The 14,820-nt window shown below is 38.8% G+C and carries 15 protein-coding genes; 6 read left to right on the top strand and 9 right to left on the bottom strand.

The features are described 5' to 3' along the window. Nucleotides 1-297: 297 nt before the first annotated feature. Together AABM38_RS12080 and AABM38_RS12075 are read left to right on the top strand one after the other, a co-directional pair. The gene (locus AABM38_RS12080; protein ID WP_423410611.1) at nucleotides 298-1,488 is read left to right on the top strand and encodes a glycosyltransferase; all 1,191 of its coding nucleotides are present in this window, start codon (nucleotides 298-300) and stop codon (nucleotides 1,486-1,488) included. A 13-nt stretch (nucleotides 1,489-1,501) separates the two neighbouring features. Continuing rightward, the gene (locus AABM38_RS12075; protein ID WP_423410610.1) at nucleotides 1,502-2,275 is read left to right on the top strand and encodes a glycosyltransferase; all 774 of its coding nucleotides are present in this window, start codon (nucleotides 1,502-1,504) and stop codon (nucleotides 2,273-2,275) included. A 172-nt stretch (nucleotides 2,276-2,447) separates the two neighbouring features. On the opposite strand, the gene AABM38_RS12070 is transcribed toward AABM38_RS12075, so the two are convergent. Both AABM38_RS12070 and AABM38_RS12065 read right to left on the bottom strand, forming a co-directional pair. Further along, a complete protein-coding gene (locus AABM38_RS12070; RefSeq protein WP_423410609.1) occupies nucleotides 2,448-2,864 on the bottom strand; it encodes a hypothetical protein in 417 nt (138 codons plus the stop codon). Nucleotides 2,865-3,229: 365 nt separating this feature from the next. Then, complete coding sequence (locus tag AABM38_RS12065; protein ID WP_423410608.1) at nucleotides 3,230-3,943, bottom strand: DUF2161 domain-containing phosphodiesterase; 714 nt, start codon at nucleotides 3,941-3,943, stop codon at nucleotides 3,230-3,232. 163 nt (nucleotides 3,944-4,106) lie between these two features. Between AABM38_RS12065 and AABM38_RS12060 the strand changes: the two genes are divergently transcribed. Beyond that, nucleotides 4,107-4,409 (top strand): hypothetical protein, encoded by a 303-nt coding sequence (locus tag AABM38_RS12060; protein WP_423410607.1) that lies wholly within the window; start codon nucleotides 4,107-4,109, stop codon nucleotides 4,407-4,409. A gap of 50 nt (nucleotides 4,410-4,459) precedes the next feature. On the opposite strand, the gene AABM38_RS12055 is transcribed toward AABM38_RS12060, so the two are convergent. The 3 genes from AABM38_RS12055 to AABM38_RS12045 form a co-directional block, all read right to left on the bottom strand. Further along, nucleotides 4,460-4,915: a CoxG family protein gene (locus AABM38_RS12055; RefSeq protein ID WP_423410606.1), complete on the bottom strand. Its 456-nt coding sequence runs from the start codon at nucleotides 4,913-4,915 to the stop codon at nucleotides 4,460-4,462. Nucleotides 4,916-5,063: 148 nt separating this feature from the next. Continuing rightward, a complete protein-coding gene (locus AABM38_RS12050; protein ID WP_423410605.1) occupies nucleotides 5,064-5,936 on the bottom strand; it encodes an MBL fold metallo-hydrolase in 873 nt (290 codons plus the stop codon). Between the two features lie 12 nt (nucleotides 5,937-5,948). Then, nucleotides 5,949-6,914: an alpha/beta hydrolase gene (locus AABM38_RS12045; protein ID WP_423410604.1), complete on the bottom strand. Its 966-nt coding sequence runs from the start codon at nucleotides 6,912-6,914 to the stop codon at nucleotides 5,949-5,951. A 177-nt stretch (nucleotides 6,915-7,091) separates the two neighbouring features. Here AABM38_RS12045 and AABM38_RS12040 point away from each other — a divergent pair, with 177 nt between their 5' ends. Beyond that, on the top strand, nucleotides 7,092-7,433 hold the full coding sequence (locus AABM38_RS12040) for a hypothetical protein (RefSeq protein WP_423410603.1): 342 nt from the start codon (nucleotides 7,092-7,094) through the stop codon (nucleotides 7,431-7,433). A gap of 36 nt (nucleotides 7,434-7,469) precedes the next feature. Here the strand turns inward: AABM38_RS12040 and AABM38_RS12035 are convergent, their stop codons facing one another. Both AABM38_RS12035 and AABM38_RS12030 read right to left on the bottom strand, forming a co-directional pair. Continuing rightward, nucleotides 7,470-8,225, bottom strand: a complete 756-nt coding sequence (locus tag AABM38_RS12035; RefSeq protein WP_423410602.1) for an NAD-dependent protein deacylase — start codon at nucleotides 8,223-8,225, stop codon at nucleotides 7,470-7,472. Between the two features lie 345 nt (nucleotides 8,226-8,570). Then, complete coding sequence (locus AABM38_RS12030) at nucleotides 8,571-9,257, bottom strand: hypothetical protein (RefSeq protein WP_423410601.1); 687 nt, start codon at nucleotides 9,255-9,257, stop codon at nucleotides 8,571-8,573. A 397-nt stretch (nucleotides 9,258-9,654) separates the two neighbouring features. Here AABM38_RS12030 and AABM38_RS12025 point away from each other — a divergent pair, with 397 nt between their 5' ends. Then, the gene (locus AABM38_RS12025) at nucleotides 9,655-10,410 is read left to right on the top strand and encodes a hypothetical protein (RefSeq protein ID WP_423410600.1); all 756 of its coding nucleotides are present in this window, start codon (nucleotides 9,655-9,657) and stop codon (nucleotides 10,408-10,410) included. A gap of 178 nt (nucleotides 10,411-10,588) precedes the next feature. Continuing rightward, the gene (locus AABM38_RS12020) at nucleotides 10,589-10,789 is read left to right on the top strand and encodes a cold-shock protein (protein WP_207497661.1); all 201 of its coding nucleotides are present in this window, start codon (nucleotides 10,589-10,591) and stop codon (nucleotides 10,787-10,789) included. A 198-nt stretch (nucleotides 10,790-10,987) separates the two neighbouring features. On the opposite strand, the gene AABM38_RS12015 is transcribed toward AABM38_RS12020, so the two are convergent. After that, nucleotides 10,988-11,881, bottom strand: a complete 894-nt coding sequence (locus tag AABM38_RS12015; protein WP_423410599.1) for an oxidoreductase — start codon at nucleotides 11,879-11,881, stop codon at nucleotides 10,988-10,990. Between the two features lie 300 nt (nucleotides 11,882-12,181). Further along, entirely contained in the window at nucleotides 12,182-14,785 is a 2,604-nt protein-coding gene (adhE, locus tag AABM38_RS12010; RefSeq protein WP_423410598.1) for a bifunctional acetaldehyde-CoA/alcohol dehydrogenase, read from the bottom strand. Nucleotides 14,786-14,820 lie beyond the last annotated feature (35 nt).

Raw genomic sequence — 14,820 nt, 5'->3', positions numbered from 1 at the left:
CCGTTCTTTCTTTTCCTAAATGCATTCTTTTTTAATTTTGGTCAAAATAATTCCTCACAAAATGCTATGTCAGCTATTCATGATCTAATGTATCATCATCATTTCAGAAGATAAGGTTCTTTCTAACCGCTCGAATAATTTACTATTCATATGTTATTTAACATCTTATTTTTAAGCATATTAATCAATTTGATAATAACTTGTACACATGCCTTGTCAACATTGGATTACCTTTCATATTGTAAATGGTACGACAGGACAACTTAAGAAAATAGACTTATTAGATGGGGTGATACTTTGTTAGAAAACGAACGAAACATTGAGGTAAGTATTATTATACCTTCTTATAATAGATATCCTTTAAATCTATTTACTCTCTATTCCCTTGAAAACCAGACATTCGAACATTCAAAAATGGAAGTAATCTTTATTGATGATGCTTCAACGGATCAAACTCAGGAAGAACTAGGAATCTACCAACCTTCATATCATTATAAGTACATCAGAAATGAACAAAATTTGGGAAGAGCAAGGGTTCGGAATCTAGGTATTCAATCAGCTAAAGGGAATATCCTTATCTTTTTAGATGCGGAAATGATATGCGAACCAGATTTTGTTATAAATCATTATCAATACCACCAAAATAATAAAAAGGCAATAATAACGGGAGTGATGCATTCTAAGAATATAATTTCCTGTATTTTTCCAGAAACAAAAACATCCACTCTTAACATGCTTGCAGCTAACAGAAACACCAAAATTCCTAACCGCTTAGAAAATTATCACCCTTCCTCAAATACACCATACCCGCTCCTAAGTAAGTTAGATATCTCAAATCAAACTTATAAAGATTGGTTCATTGTAAGAGATAGCTGGTATCAACACATTGTCCAAAAATATGGAAACGAATTCGATGGTTTTCAGTTTCCGTGGATGGCATTTTTAACCGGTAATGTATCCATAACTAAAGACTTTATTGTAGAGGCAGGAATGTTTGATGAAGATTTTATTAAATATGGGTATGAAGATTGGGAACTAGGTTACCGTCTATATAAAATGGGTGCGAAGTATTTTGCTGGGGATAATTTAATAACTTATCATCAGGAACATCCGATTGGAGAAAGTAACTGGAGTGAGGCAATAGAAAATTTTCAGCTTTTCACATCTAAGCATCAAGATGTGGAAGTAATGATCCTAGGTATAGAACTAGCACAAATTACGGATTTTTTTACTATGAATACTATTTTATATGAATATAACCAGCTTATAAGAAACAACGAGTTAAAGGGATTTAAAGAAAATTTAGTCGATCTCCTAACCGCGATAAATCTCTTCCTACAAATCGATATAAGGCATATAAAGATTTTAGAAGCAGCTGGATACGGCAAGGACAAGGTTAATAAGCTGGTAAAAGACATTCAATCGTTAAAAAAATCTAATGAATATATAAATCTAATAGAATTTCTAGAAAAACTAATAAAATCATAAGGGGGGAGAAAAATTGATTTCAGTAATAACCTGCACTATGAGAGAAGAATTCATCGATAATGTATTTAAGAATTTTCTTCAGCAAAATCTAGATCATAAAGAACTGATTATTGTGTTGAATAAAGACTCGATGAATCTAGATAAATGGATAGAAAAGGCAAGTTATTATCCAAATATAAGAGTATATCAGCTTCACGAACAAGCTAGCTTAGGAGACTGCTTAAATTTTGGAATTCTTCAATCCACATATGACATAATTGCTAAATTTGACGACGACGACTATTATGGTTCCCATTATTTATCTAATGCTATGATTGCTTTTGAAAATAAAGAAGTTATGATCGCAGGGAAAAGTTCTTACTATATCTACTTCAAAAATAAAAAAGCATTATTTTTTCTGCCAGGGGAAGTAAATAGTGTTACAGAAACTGTTGCTGGAGCAACTTTAGTATTTAGGAAGGAGATATTTAAGGATGTACGATTCGAAAAAGTAAACCGTGCAGAGGATTACTTTTTTATTGACCAATCCAAAAAATGTGGTTATCCAATTTATGCACTTGACTCTCAACACTTTGTAGTGATAAGGCATAGCATAGAGAATCATTCTTGGAAAATTTCTGATGACGAATTAATGAGTTTTGGCCACTTGGTCACTTATACGGAAAACTTCGAAAAATTCTTGGAAAACAGTAACTTTGTTAAGAAACGAATCAAAATGAAAAGAAGCCGAATGAAGAGAAGTAGAATGAAGAGAAGTAGAATGGGTACTAATATCCATTCCTATTAATTCAGATATTCAATTATTCCATTCAGCAATCTTAATACATTAAAAAGAATTCAAGCGGTGCAATAATCCTTGTTGGATTATTGCACCGGTTGATTTTTTTATACAAAATGAGCTGTTTCACCGAATGGCTTTTAATGAAATTCTTTCACGTCCATTACTGTCTAGTAAATACTTACTGCATGGCAAGTGTTTCTGTTTTTAGGATCTCATCGACTTTCCATTCTCCATTTTCTTTAATCAGTTCGAAAGTTGTTTTAGTGGTCGTTTCGGGGCTAAGAAGGGTTGATGGATAATGGATGGTTGCTGTGACGATTGTACCCTCATCAGTCCCGCCGCTTTCTGTCTCAATCTTTATCACTTCAGCAGGAATCCAGCTTTTTTTCCAGCCCAGGATAAGCTCCTCCCTGCTCATTTTTGTGGTTTTGACCATTTCCTCTTGAAGTCTTTCACTTTGCATATCGAAGTAGGCTGCGAAGTTTTTATTATTATAATGTTCATAGTTCTTTTCAATCGCCTCTTTAGCAGTCATGCTGTTTGAGCATCCTGCAAGCAATATGAAGAAAATACTTATGAATAAAAACTTTCTCATTTCATTTCCCCCTTTGAAACTTTTCCTGATTCAGATGTGATATATTTTATTACGTTTCATCTGACCCTAAGTTTCACATTTTTGGGAATTTTTAAAAAAATAGCTCAGTTAAACAAGACGGTTGATTTTCGTTCCAGGCGCTTCGCTTTCCGCGGGGCTGGCGCTGAGCCTCCTCGTCGCTTCGCTCCTGCGGGGTCTCACCTGTCCAGCTGCGCCCGCAGGACACTGATTTGCTTCCTCGAATCTGCCCACGCACGATGGAAATGCGTTAGCATTTTCGGAGGAGTCTTCGCGCCTCCCACTACAATCAACAGGGTTTAAAATCAACATTCAGTTTTAACAGAGCCAAAAAAATAAAGTAATCACTAATCTTCCAGCTTATCCAAATAGTAACTCACTAGCTCCGGTTTTTCGCGAATCTCGATTCTCCCCTGCTCACTTATGGCATAGACTCCCTTTTGCACCCTATCAAACCACTTATAATAGTTTTGATATAAAATCGACTGTGTTTTGTCGCCAGTTCCCAGTGCTGCCAGTGCTTTAGGAGCCATTGGACCCAACTTTTCGAGATAGCAGGCAATCTGTATGCAATTTTCTTTGTATGCGGTCATGATTTTCTTTTTGCTGCTGCCGCCGATATTGTAATCAGCACTCCTTCCCTCTATTTCTGCTAGGAGCGCAGACTTTTTCCGCTTGTTTTTAACAGCTCGTCGTTCGAACGGCTCTGGATGGACAACAAACTCAATTTTTCGCCGATTTCCGGAAAATGAGACCGTAATCAAACCAAGTTCCAATCTTTTAATTAGTTGTAGCACATCATTCCAACGTCGCCTGGAAATTCGCTTTGGTTTTGGAATGGCTATGTAAACAAGATCGGTCAGTCGCTGTCTTCTTGTTCCCTGCAGCAATAAATCAATATTCAGGTTAAGCTTCAATTCTATTATAATTAATTCCTCGCCCTTCACTGCAGTCAAGTCACAATCATGCACCTCTCCATTTACGCGATACCCTTGCTGTAAAAAGTGTTTCTGTATAGGCTCATAAAGATCAACTTCATATAATTTCTTTTTCTCTGGCATATTAAAAACCTTTCTTTTCATTCATTGCTTATTTTCAGAAGCTATTCCTATTATTATAGCAAATTTAGAATCTCCTTCGTTTTTAAATAGGCTCATTTTTACAGTCATTCATACAGGAACAATGCATATAATGGTTTGTGTATTAAGCTGTGGAGGATTCGATATGAAGGCTTTTATCCTTTTTTTATTGACATTGTTTCTAGGATTATTAATCTTTCTTAAGCTGGAGATGAATGAAGCCACAAGAGCCGACAATACAATAAAAAACGAATATACAACTCAGGATTACATGATTACCGAAATTGTTGATTCGGGTTACTATGGCAAGGATGAAGACGGTAAAACCATCTTCTTTAAAAGAGAACATCTTCCAGCGGGACAAAAGCTAGAACTCGATGATACTGTCGTCATTTACTTCGAAAAAGACGTGCGAAAAGATGGGCTTATTAAAGTGGAAAAGAAATAAGGAGCATGCTGCACGCATGCTCCTTATTTCTTTGTTTCCTTTATTGAATTCTATCGAAGTGCTCTTTGTTCCATCAGTTTTTCTGCTATCGAAGTAGTCAGATCTTCACCGCTTTTTGGGAGTGAAGTTTTCATCACAGCGTTCATCACTGGCGCTAATGCTCCTTCAGCGACCATTTCCAAATACCCTGTCATTTTTGTCCTGCTTTTATCCATTGCCTCTGCCTTAAAGTATCCATTCCCAGTCAGGTTCTCATTGATCCCCTTCAAATCGAATGTTACCCTCGTCGGTTCAATCCATTCCTTTATCGTGACATGCAAACTTATTTTCTTCTTAAGGATCCCCACAGTTTCCTTGAATGTCCAATTTGATTCCTGTTCACTCAGTTTTTCATGGCTTATGTAGCCAGGCAATAAAGGGGCCCAATTATCCATATCTTTTACGAAATCCCACACCTCTTCAATCGGGATATCCATCGTAATTTCGTGCATTCCAACCGGCATCATTATCTCTCCTTTTTGATGGTCTTTTAGAGATATATGTGAGGAAGGATGAATTATACTTTGTCCAGCTGATGTTTGTTAAGTGTTTACCCATTCTTAGATAACGGTAACAGCCATAGACGGATTAGATAAGGTTTTTATAGCTAACAGGTCAAATACTTAGCCCATTTGTCATTTCGTAGCCATTCACGAAAAATTCAATTGTTTCTAGCTCATCCTCGTTCAGCTCTCGACCCGTTTCACATTTATACTCATCGATTATTTTCATGAAATCACCATTAAATTGAGAACAGAGCTCAGCACTTCTTTTTAAAAGCTTGGCCTCACTTCGGAATTCTTCTTTTGTAATAGGTTTCCAATGAGATAGGATATAAATTTCCGCATCGAAGTTTTCAAGTTCCTCCAATAGTGCAAGTGTACGCTCGATGGTGTAATTTCTTTTTTCAGAAAAAATATCAGGGTAAATGCTGTCACCGAGGAAGAGGATTTTTTCTTCTTTAATATATACAACAACTGAATCATATGCGTGATCTCCGCCAACATGCTTCACAATGCATGTAACTCCTCCTAAATCAATTTCCAGTTTGTCTTTAAACGTCAATTCAGGAAGAGTGATTTTTATTTCTCGGTGATTGACATATTCCTTCTTAATTGCTGAAGAACAAAACTCAATCTCGGTGCCATCGGAAACTCTCTGGTCCAATGCCTCATCAGACCAAGACAACGGAATGAGCTTTTCCATTTCAGCTTTTGTGTAAGCTGAAGATATTGATAGCACATCTTTCAAAGCAGAAAGTCCGAAAATGTGATCCCAGTGCCAATGAGTCAGGACGACTATCTGAGGGTTGTTAACCTGTTTTTCGGCGAGCATATCCAGGAATAATTGTGCATGTGATTTCGAATTCCCTGCATCAATCATTAATGTTTTCTCATCGCCAACCACCATGCCAAGAATAGGACGGTCTGTTTCTGACACTGGCGTCATAAACCAAAATCTTTTCCCGAGTTTTTCAATACTCTGCATGTGGAATTCCTCCTACTGTTCTAGGGCATCGTTTAAAAACGCTTTAAGTCGCTCCTGATACACTTCTTCCGCAATCGTATATGCCTCTGTATGGCCGGCACCAGAAACAATCCATAAATCCTTCTTGCTTGTGGCCATGTCAAAAATACGCTGAGCCATTTCAGTTGGGACAAGATCATCCTTGTCACCATGAATAATAAATAATGGAAGCTTGTTTTTCTTAACACTCTCGAGTGCAGATGCCTCACTAAATGTGTATCCTGCTCTTAAATTTGTAATGACACTCGTCACCTGTATAACTGGGAAGGCTGGCAAATGATAAAGAAATTTCAATTGATGAGAGAGTTCTTCAATCACAGATGTATAGCCACTGTCCGCAATAATCCCTTTCACTTCAACAGGCAGATTTTCACCGCTCGCCATCAGGACCGTTGCCGCACCCATTGAAAACCCATGAAGGAAGATAGCCTCTTCTTCCTTTTGATCTACTAAAAATCCGGCCCACTGTACATAATCTTTACGTTCATGCCAGCCATAGCCGATATACTCTCCCTCGCTCAGTCCGTGCCCTCTTGCATCAGGCTTCAGAATGTCATAGCCAAGCTCATAATAATATTTAGTGATGCCCGGCATCTGTTCACTGTTCCCTTTATATCCATGCGCCAGTATGACAGCTTTCCCGGTAGAATGTTCATTTTTTAAAAATCGAGCTTTTAACTTCAAGCCATCTACTGACTCGATTTCGACAATGTCAAAAGTCTGCTGCTCTGTCCATTTCATGACTTCTTCCAGTTTAGCCTGATGCTCTTCCTCGCTGAGCAAACCAGCAGCTGCAACACTTTCCCCGCCACCATGAAGATCGACCGCTTCATGACTTCGATTGATTGCTACATTGTAAAAATAATTCCCTGCCGCAAGCAAGCTAATCATAATCAAAAGCACCACACCACAGGATATCCAAATAATACGCTTCTTCAAATCCCAATCCCCTTTTTATCTAGTTTTCTATGTATTCTAAAAATATTTTACCAGAAACGAAGTTAAAAAAGACCATGACTTGGGATCACATTCAAAGAAAGAATTTATACTTTTGTTAGAGATGTATTTTAAATGGGTATATCAATAATAAAATTAAAACCTTGGAGGGTGATATTTATGGAAATGGAGAAAAAGCACATCCTGAAATCATTCAAAAATGAACAAGAAGCCATTGAAGAGGTGAAAAGAATTAAAGCAGAAAAAGAGTTCACACAAACAAGTTCAATATCAGGGTATAATGTTGAAAAACCACAGAATAATGATCCTGTGACAAATGATTTTAGCCAAGACTCACTCGATAGGCAAGAACCCGTTATGGAAGATTCCACTTATGATTCAGTTGATGAAGATAATACTAATGAATCAGTTGAAACAGAAAACCCAGATGAATTAGCAAATAACAGTATTGACTTGGAACGCCCGTTGCCAGAGCGTATAATTAATAATCGGATAAGATAAAAAGGTGCATGCGGAAATCCATGCACCTTCTTTTTTTCATTCTAAACTGGCATCTATTTTTGACAACGTTTCACCAATTGAATCTTGAATGACGTATGTATCAAGAGCAAAGTCATAAGGTGTGTCACCTTTATTGATTATGATCATCGGCACATTCGGGCTCTTATACTGCGGAAAAATGGAAAATGGGGTCACCTTAAGGCTTGTTCCCAAGACTAGTAAGCAATCAGCTTCTTGAATTAGGTTGAGAATGTATTCAAAACCTTCCTCTGTAAACCATTCTCCTGCATCTCCAAAGAGCACAACATCAGGTTTAATAAACCGGGATCTTTCATTTGATGTGTCGCACTTGCTGCAAACATGAAAATGCTTATTTTCTTCCATTTTTGAAACCATTTCTTCGATTGAATACTTTTTCCCACAGTTTAAACAGGAAGCCGTCTTCATTGTCCCATGGAACTCAATCACTTTTTTGCTCCCAGCTTTCTGATGAAGCCCGTCAATGTTTTGAGTGATGATGTGCCGGATTTTTCCGTCATTCTCCCATTTTGTCAAAATTTCATGTCCTTTATTAGGAAGAGCATTTGGATGATGAAGATTCTCCATAGCAAACTTATAAAAATCCTGAGGCCGATCATAAAAATAATCAAGAGAAAGAATATACTCAGGAGCCATTTTATAAAGACCCGTCCGTGACCTAAAATCCTTTATTCCCGATTCAGTACTTATTCCAGCACCAGTCAAAACAACAATCTTCTTCGCATTATTTATAATATTAATACACGTCTCCACACTACTGTACACCTCAAAGACAACTCCTACTCATTCACAAAATGTACTTCATACCTATGATATCACGGTGGAACATGGGGACGGTTCTTTTGTTTCACATTTTTAAAGGGAGAATTTTTTCAACTGGTGAAAAAATGGTTTCAACTGTTGAAAAAAATCAGCAACTGGTGAATAACCGCTCCCAACTGGTTAATAATCCGATTCAATTAGTAAATTGATTTTTCTTAGAAGAAAAAATGAAGTGTTTAAAGCTACCAACTATTCTTTTTATATAGAATTCTGGACTAACTTAAGAAAAAGAATATATTTTTATCAAGTAACCTAATTTACACCCAAAAAAACGTTCTATAAATTCACTTTGATACGCTCTGCGATATATATTTCGCCTCTTTGCTTATATTGAAGAATGAATTCTCCTGGTACACAGTTATCGGTAAGGGTCAAACCAACATGAGCACTGAGGTTTTTCCCCTCCACTTTCCAATTCACCGATTGATGGAGCGGGAACCGGTGTTTAAAATTGGTTATACCGCAAATATTGTTTGCTTCCCAAGTATGTCCGCGCCCCTCAACATTTATCTTTTTATCCGTTGCTGTAATCCTGAAGTCTCTCTGTATCGTATGGACAGGATTGTCTATGTCCATTTCCTCAAAGGCTTTCCCGTTAGCCGTATCTGCCTCTTGAAGAATATGTGCTTCTTTTTGAACCACCCAAGTACCGGTTCCTAAAGTTAGAATGACCACAACTTCCTTCTTGCCATCATCATTGAGATCAATCACATGCAACTCAGGTCTTCGTTCTTCTCTCGTTGAAATTTGCCAATCAAGAGGTTCCACTACCGCTTTTCCAATCTCGACTCGAAAGTTTCTGAAAAGATCATCTTTAGGAAAGGGTGTAGCATAGATAAAAACCCCTTCTTTTTCATCTTTTGCTACCAGCATTTCGGAAGGCTTTTTAAGTTCATTAGCATAAGAAACACCGCTTGACCACACGAAAAATAAACAGCAAAATAGAGCAGCCAATTTTTTCATCGTCACTTCCTTCTTTCTATTAAATATTCTTTAGTATGTATCCTGCTTATTGTTTTGGCTGTGTTAAACAAGGCTGTTGATTTTCGTTCCAGGCGCTTCGCTTTCCGCGGGGCTGGCGCTGAGCCTCCTCGTCGCTCCGCTCCTGCGGGGTCTCACCTGACCAGCTGCGCCCGCAGGAGTCTTCGCGCCTTCCACTACAATCAACAGGGTTTAAAATCCACATTCAGCTTTAACAGAGCCATTGTTTTAAATCTCTCCACTTTGTAAAAAGGATATATCTAACTTCTTCAAATTTCTGTTTTTTAATCAGAAGCCCATTTCTAAATCAACAAGAAACTTTCCATTGTTAAGATTCGTCAAATGAGTGAAACAATCTGTAAGGATGGATGTGAAATAAATGAGAGCATTTCTAATATTGCTAATTTCGATAACTCTGGCTGGATGCAGCGGTTTCCAGTCCAATAGTAAACAAGAGCAGGAAAAACCAACAAATTCCGCTCATGATCAAACGGATCAACCTGAGCCAGGAGACAGTGATGAAAAACCGGTAACGAATGACCAAGGTAAGACCAACGATACGCCAACTTCCCCGACTAGCCCTGATTCTAAGCCTGGACAGTCCGACCAGAAGATATCTTTAAAGGATTATTTCCCTTCAGAAAACCAGATCAAATACTTCAAGGGAACAGGAAATGAATTTGCCGAAGAAAAAGAAATTGTATTCGAAATGCAGGGCAATTACCTGCCGACCATTGTCAGCAATGGTGGAACAAGCATGTTGAAGATATTTAAGTTAACAGAGAAAGGTATTTTTCTTGTTTACCAGCAGTCCGAGTATTATGAAAAAGATGTGCCTGCCGTTACATCTCTTGAAAAAGATTTTAAAGAGGCTCCTATCCTGACAAACCCAATATCAGAAGGCACTGTTATAAATGGATGGAAAATCGTCTCCTCAAATAAGAATCTCCTCCTTCCGATCGGCTCCATCAAAAAGGCGGTCGTGTTAGAGCAGGAAAATCAAGACAGCAGTATATCAAGACAATACTGGGCTCCTAAGTACGGCCTGGTCAAAAAGGAATTTTATATGAAGGATAGCAGCGGATCGGAAATGCTGATTACATCTGAATTAATGGATACTGACAGCAGAAAATAGTTACCAATGCTCTATAAAAGAATGATTATATTTATTTTATTTGCTATTTGTTCCATTACCTGTTATTCTTAAGAAGAATTATTTTTGTTCGGTGTAAAGGATAGTAATTTTCGTCTTAATGATCACTTTGGGCAAGGATAGTAACATATTGTGCACATAGCACTAGGAGGCAACAAAAATGGAACAAGGTACAGTAAAATGGTTTAATGCAGAAAAAGGTTTTGGATTTATCGAGCGTGAAGCTGGCGAAGACGTATTCGTACACTTTTCTGCTATCCAGTCCGAAGGTTTCAAATCATTAGACGAAGGTCAAAAAGTAACTTTCAGCGTTGAGCAAGGCGCTCGTGGACCACAAGCTGCTAACGTTCAAAAAGCTTAATTATAGCTTTCTAAAACAGATCCTCTTATAGAGGGTCTGTTTTTTTGTTGCTTTAAAGACTCAAAAAACTTGCTCCCTTTCATAAACAGGTGTGTTATCAAGGTACGTAACACAGCATTAGAGTTGGTGACCTCTTTTTTAAGTTACCTCGAATAAAAAGGTGCCAGAGTTTTTAAGCCCAGCACCTAATGGAACAAATTAAAAATGATACTTTACCCCTGTCAAGTCCTCTGAGACTTCCCATAACTTTTTCATAGTGGTTTCGTTATATACCCCTGGCGCAGGTGTTTCAATTGCTGGATTTCCTTTTCTATTCCCTCTTCCATCCGGCCCTACATACTCCCCGCCCTGGAGACTTTCTTCTGTTGCGGCATACAGTGTTGGGAGCACCCCTATTTGGGCAGGCTGGAAAAAGATATTCATAATTCGCTTCATATATCCTGGAGTTTCAGATTTTCCCATTTTAAAGAGATTTGTATTTGATATACCAGGATGACATGCGATACTAATCGTCTTGATCCCATGCAGCTTGAATCGATTGTCGAGCTCCTTTGCGAACAATAAATTTGCCAGCTTGCTCTGGCCATAAAACTTCATGGCCTTATACCCTTTAGAGCCATCGAGATTATTAAAATCAATCGAAGCTCCCCTGTGGGCAATGCTGCTCAAGGTTACAACACGTGAACCAGTTGTATTTTTAAGTAATGGCAATAATAATCCCGTCAAAGCAAAGTGACCAAGGTGGTTACTTCCAAATTGAAGTTCAAATCCATCCTTTGTTTTACCAAAAGGAGGAATCATTACTCCGGCATTATTAATTAAGAGATACAATTGATTAAACTTGGCAGTAAAAGCATTCGCAAATGCTCTGACACTTGTTAGATCGGCCAAATCAAGCTGCATCAAATCAACTTTAGCATTTGTCTTTTCTATTAAAATCGCATTCATCGCAGTTTCCCCTTTTTCCATGTTGCGAGCAGCCATAATGACATGCGCTCCCTTTTCAGCAAAATCCTTTGCAGCCTCAAAACCAATGCCGCTGTTTGCTCCAGTAATAATGACTGTCTTTCCCTGCAGATTTCTATTTAACACAATGGTTACACCTCAATTATTCATATTATCCTATAGTTTATCATGGCCGTCTGTTATGGTCTTCTTGGAGCTTGTCTATACAATTTAAAAAAAACATTAGGGAACTGACAAACAGTGTGCTATACTGAGAATACCGTTTTCTTTATTGCTTCATTTCCCTGCTCTGTTAAAGAGCGGGGTTTTTTGTTTTATGAGAACATGCTCAGTGATGAATTGAAAATTAACAGCCTTGATAAATAAAATCAAGAGTAAACAAAAAGAACCAGCTCCAGTTTAAATGGAGCTGGTTCTTTGTTCGATCTATATACCCTTAAATGCGAGTTTGTAAATCTCAGCGAGCTCAGATACAAGTGGAAGTTTAGGGTTGGCTGTTGTGCATTGATCTTCAAATGCACGGTCTGCAAGCAGGTCTACTTTTGCTTCAAATTCATCCTTGTCTACACCATTCGCTTCAATGCTCATTGGAATATCCATTTCGTTTGCGAGTTTGATTATTGCCTGCACAAGACTTTCTACTCCCTCTTCAGTCGTGCGTGCTGGCAGTCCAAGAATTCTTGCAATCTCTGCATAGCGTTGATCCGCTACAAAGCTTTCGTATTTAGGGAAAGCAGTGAACTTCTTGGGCTTCGTTGCATTATAGCGAATGACATGCGGCATAAGGATCGTATTGGAACGTCCATGTGCGATATGGAATTCTGCACCGAGCTTATGAGCCAGACTGTGATTGATGCCAAGGAATGCATTGGCAAAGGCCATACCTGCAATTGTTGATGCATTATGCACCTTTTCGCGAGCTACTTCATCATTGCCGTTTCGGTATGCCCTAGGCAAGTATTCGAACACAAGCTGTATTGCCTTAATCGCTAATCCGTCCGTATAGTCATTCGCCATACAGCTGACATATGCTTCAATCGCATGTGTTAATACATCCATTCCAGTGTCTGCGGTAATATGCTTTGGAACGGTCATGACAAATTGCGGGTCCACGATTGCTACGTCAGGTGTTAATTCATAGTCAGCCAGCGGATATTTAATATTTGCCTTTTTATCTGTGATGACAGAGAAGGACGTTACTTCGGAACCAGTTCCTGAAGTTGTCGGAATCGCAACAAATTGAGCCTTTTGTCCAAGCTTAGGATATTTTACAACTCTCTTCCTTATATCGAGAAACTTCTGTTTCAATCCATGAAATTCGGCTTCAGGGTGCTCATAGAATAGCCACATTCCCTTTGCAGCATCCATCGCGGACCCGCCTCCGAGTGCAATGATGACGTCTGGCTGGAAACTTGCCATCATTTCTGCACCCTTCATCACTGTTTCAATTGATGGATCAGGTTCAACTTCTGAAAAAATTTCACAGTGAACGTAGTCAGGTCGCTTCCTTAAGTGATAAAGCACTCTGTCAACATACCCAAGCTTTACCATTCCTGGATCCGTTACAATGAATGCCTTAGAAATATTCGGCATCTTCGTGAGATACTGAGTTGAATTTTTTTCAAAATAAATCTTTGAAGGGACCTTAAACCACTGCATATTCACATTCCTTCTCGCTACTTTTTTGACATTGATCAAGTTGATTGCACCAACATTCGTAGAAACTGAGTTTCCTCCATAAGTTCCGCAGCCTAGAGTCAGAGATGGCAGGTAAGCATTGTAGATATCCCCGATCGCACCCTGTGATGAAGGTGCGTTAACGATCACACGTCCTGCTTTCATTTTTAGCCCGAATGCCCTAATGATGTCATCATTGCTTGTGTGGATTACGGCTGAATGACCTAAACCTCCGAATTCCAGCATCTCTTCAGCACGCTTTATGCCTTCCTCAGTGCTGTTTACCTTGTAGCAAGCCAATACAGGACTTAATTTTTCGCGTGATAGCGGGTATTGCGGGCCAACACCCTTCAATTCAGCAATCAAGATTTTTGTATCTTCAGGAGCCTCCACTCCAGCCATCTGAGCGATTTTATAAGCAGGCATCCCAACGATATCCGCGTTAACGGCACAGCTATGTTCATTGATCACCAGCTTCTCAACTTTTTCTCTTTCTTTATCGTTGAGGAAATAGCATCTGTTTGAAATCATTTCCTTTTTCACATCGCTGTAAATTTCCTTATCGATGATCACAGCCTGTTCAGATGCGCAAATCATGCCATTATCGAATGTTTTTGATAAAATCAAATCATTGACTGCACGCCTTACATTGGTTGTTTTTTCAATATAACAAGGTACGTTGCCAGGTCCAACCCCTAGAGCTGGCTTGCCTGAACTGTATGCTGATTTAACCATGCCGGATCCGCCCGTTGCTAAAATAAGTGAGATTCTCGGATGATTCATCAATGCCTGCGTTGCTTCTAAGGATGGCTTTTCAATCCATTGAATGCAATCTTCAGGAGCACCCGCTTTAACTGCGGCATCCCTTAAAATCCTCGCAGCAGCGCTGCTGCAATTCTGAGCAGATGGATGGAAGGCAAATATGATTGGGTTCCGTGTTTTAATAGAAATCAGCGCCTTGAACATCGTCGTTGAGGTTGGATTCGTTACTGGTGTAACCCCAGCAATTACCCCTACAGGCTCAGCGATCGTAATCATGCCCTCATGCTCATTTTCCTCGATGATGCCCGCGGTTTTATCGTACTTAATGTTGTGATACACATATTCGGTTGCAAACATATTCTTGATGATTTTATCTTCATATACACCACGCTTTGTTTCTTCGACTGCCATTTTTGCTAATTGCATATGTTGATCCAGTCCTGCCAGCGCCATTTCCTTTACGATGGTATCGATGCTTTCCTGATTAAGCTCACGCATTTCTCCTAGAGCTTTAAGCCCTTTTTCCACCAGGCTATCGACCATTTCAATCGCTGGCTGCTGTTCCTTTATCACTTTTTCTGTTGTCGACATATTTAAAACCTCCATATAATTTTGTTCTAAATTAC

Source organism: Heyndrickxia sp. MSNUG, from assembly GCF_049532715.1.
GTDB lineage: Bacteria > Bacillota > Bacilli > Bacillales > Cytobacillaceae > Mesobacillus.
This window is presented reverse-complemented; position numbering and strand designations above follow the sequence as displayed.

Coding starts and splice junctions, on each gene's coding strand:
- AABM38_RS12030 (WP_423410601.1), bottom strand. CDS start 9,257: ATGAAAAAATTGGCTGCTCTATTTTGCTGTTTATTTTTCGTGTGGTCA.
- AABM38_RS12055 (WP_423410606.1), bottom strand. CDS start 4,915: ATGATGCCGGTTGGAATGCACGAAATTACGATGGATATCCCGATTGAA.
- AABM38_RS12040 (WP_423410603.1), top strand. CDS start 7,092: ATGGAAATGGAGAAAAAGCACATCCTGAAATCATTCAAAAATGAACAA.
- AABM38_RS12050 (WP_423410605.1), bottom strand. CDS start 5,936: ATGCAGAGTATTGAAAAACTCGGGAAAAGATTTTGGTTTATGACGCCA.
- adhE (WP_423410598.1), bottom strand. CDS start 14,785: ATGTCGACAACAGAAAAAGTGATAAAGGAACAGCAGCCAGCGATTGAA.
- AABM38_RS12060 (WP_423410607.1), top strand. CDS start 4,107: ATGAAGGCTTTTATCCTTTTTTTATTGACATTGTTTCTAGGATTATTA.
- AABM38_RS12025 (WP_423410600.1), top strand. CDS start 9,655: ATGAGAGCATTTCTAATATTGCTAATTTCGATAACTCTGGCTGGATGC.
- AABM38_RS12070 (WP_423410609.1), bottom strand. CDS start 2,864: ATGAGAAAGTTTTTATTCATAAGTATTTTCTTCATATTGCTTGCAGGA.
- AABM38_RS12020 (WP_207497661.1), top strand. CDS start 10,589: ATGGAACAAGGTACAGTAAAATGGTTTAATGCAGAAAAAGGTTTTGGA.
- AABM38_RS12065 (WP_423410608.1), bottom strand. CDS start 3,943: ATGCCAGAGAAAAAGAAATTATATGAAGTTGATCTTTATGAGCCTATA.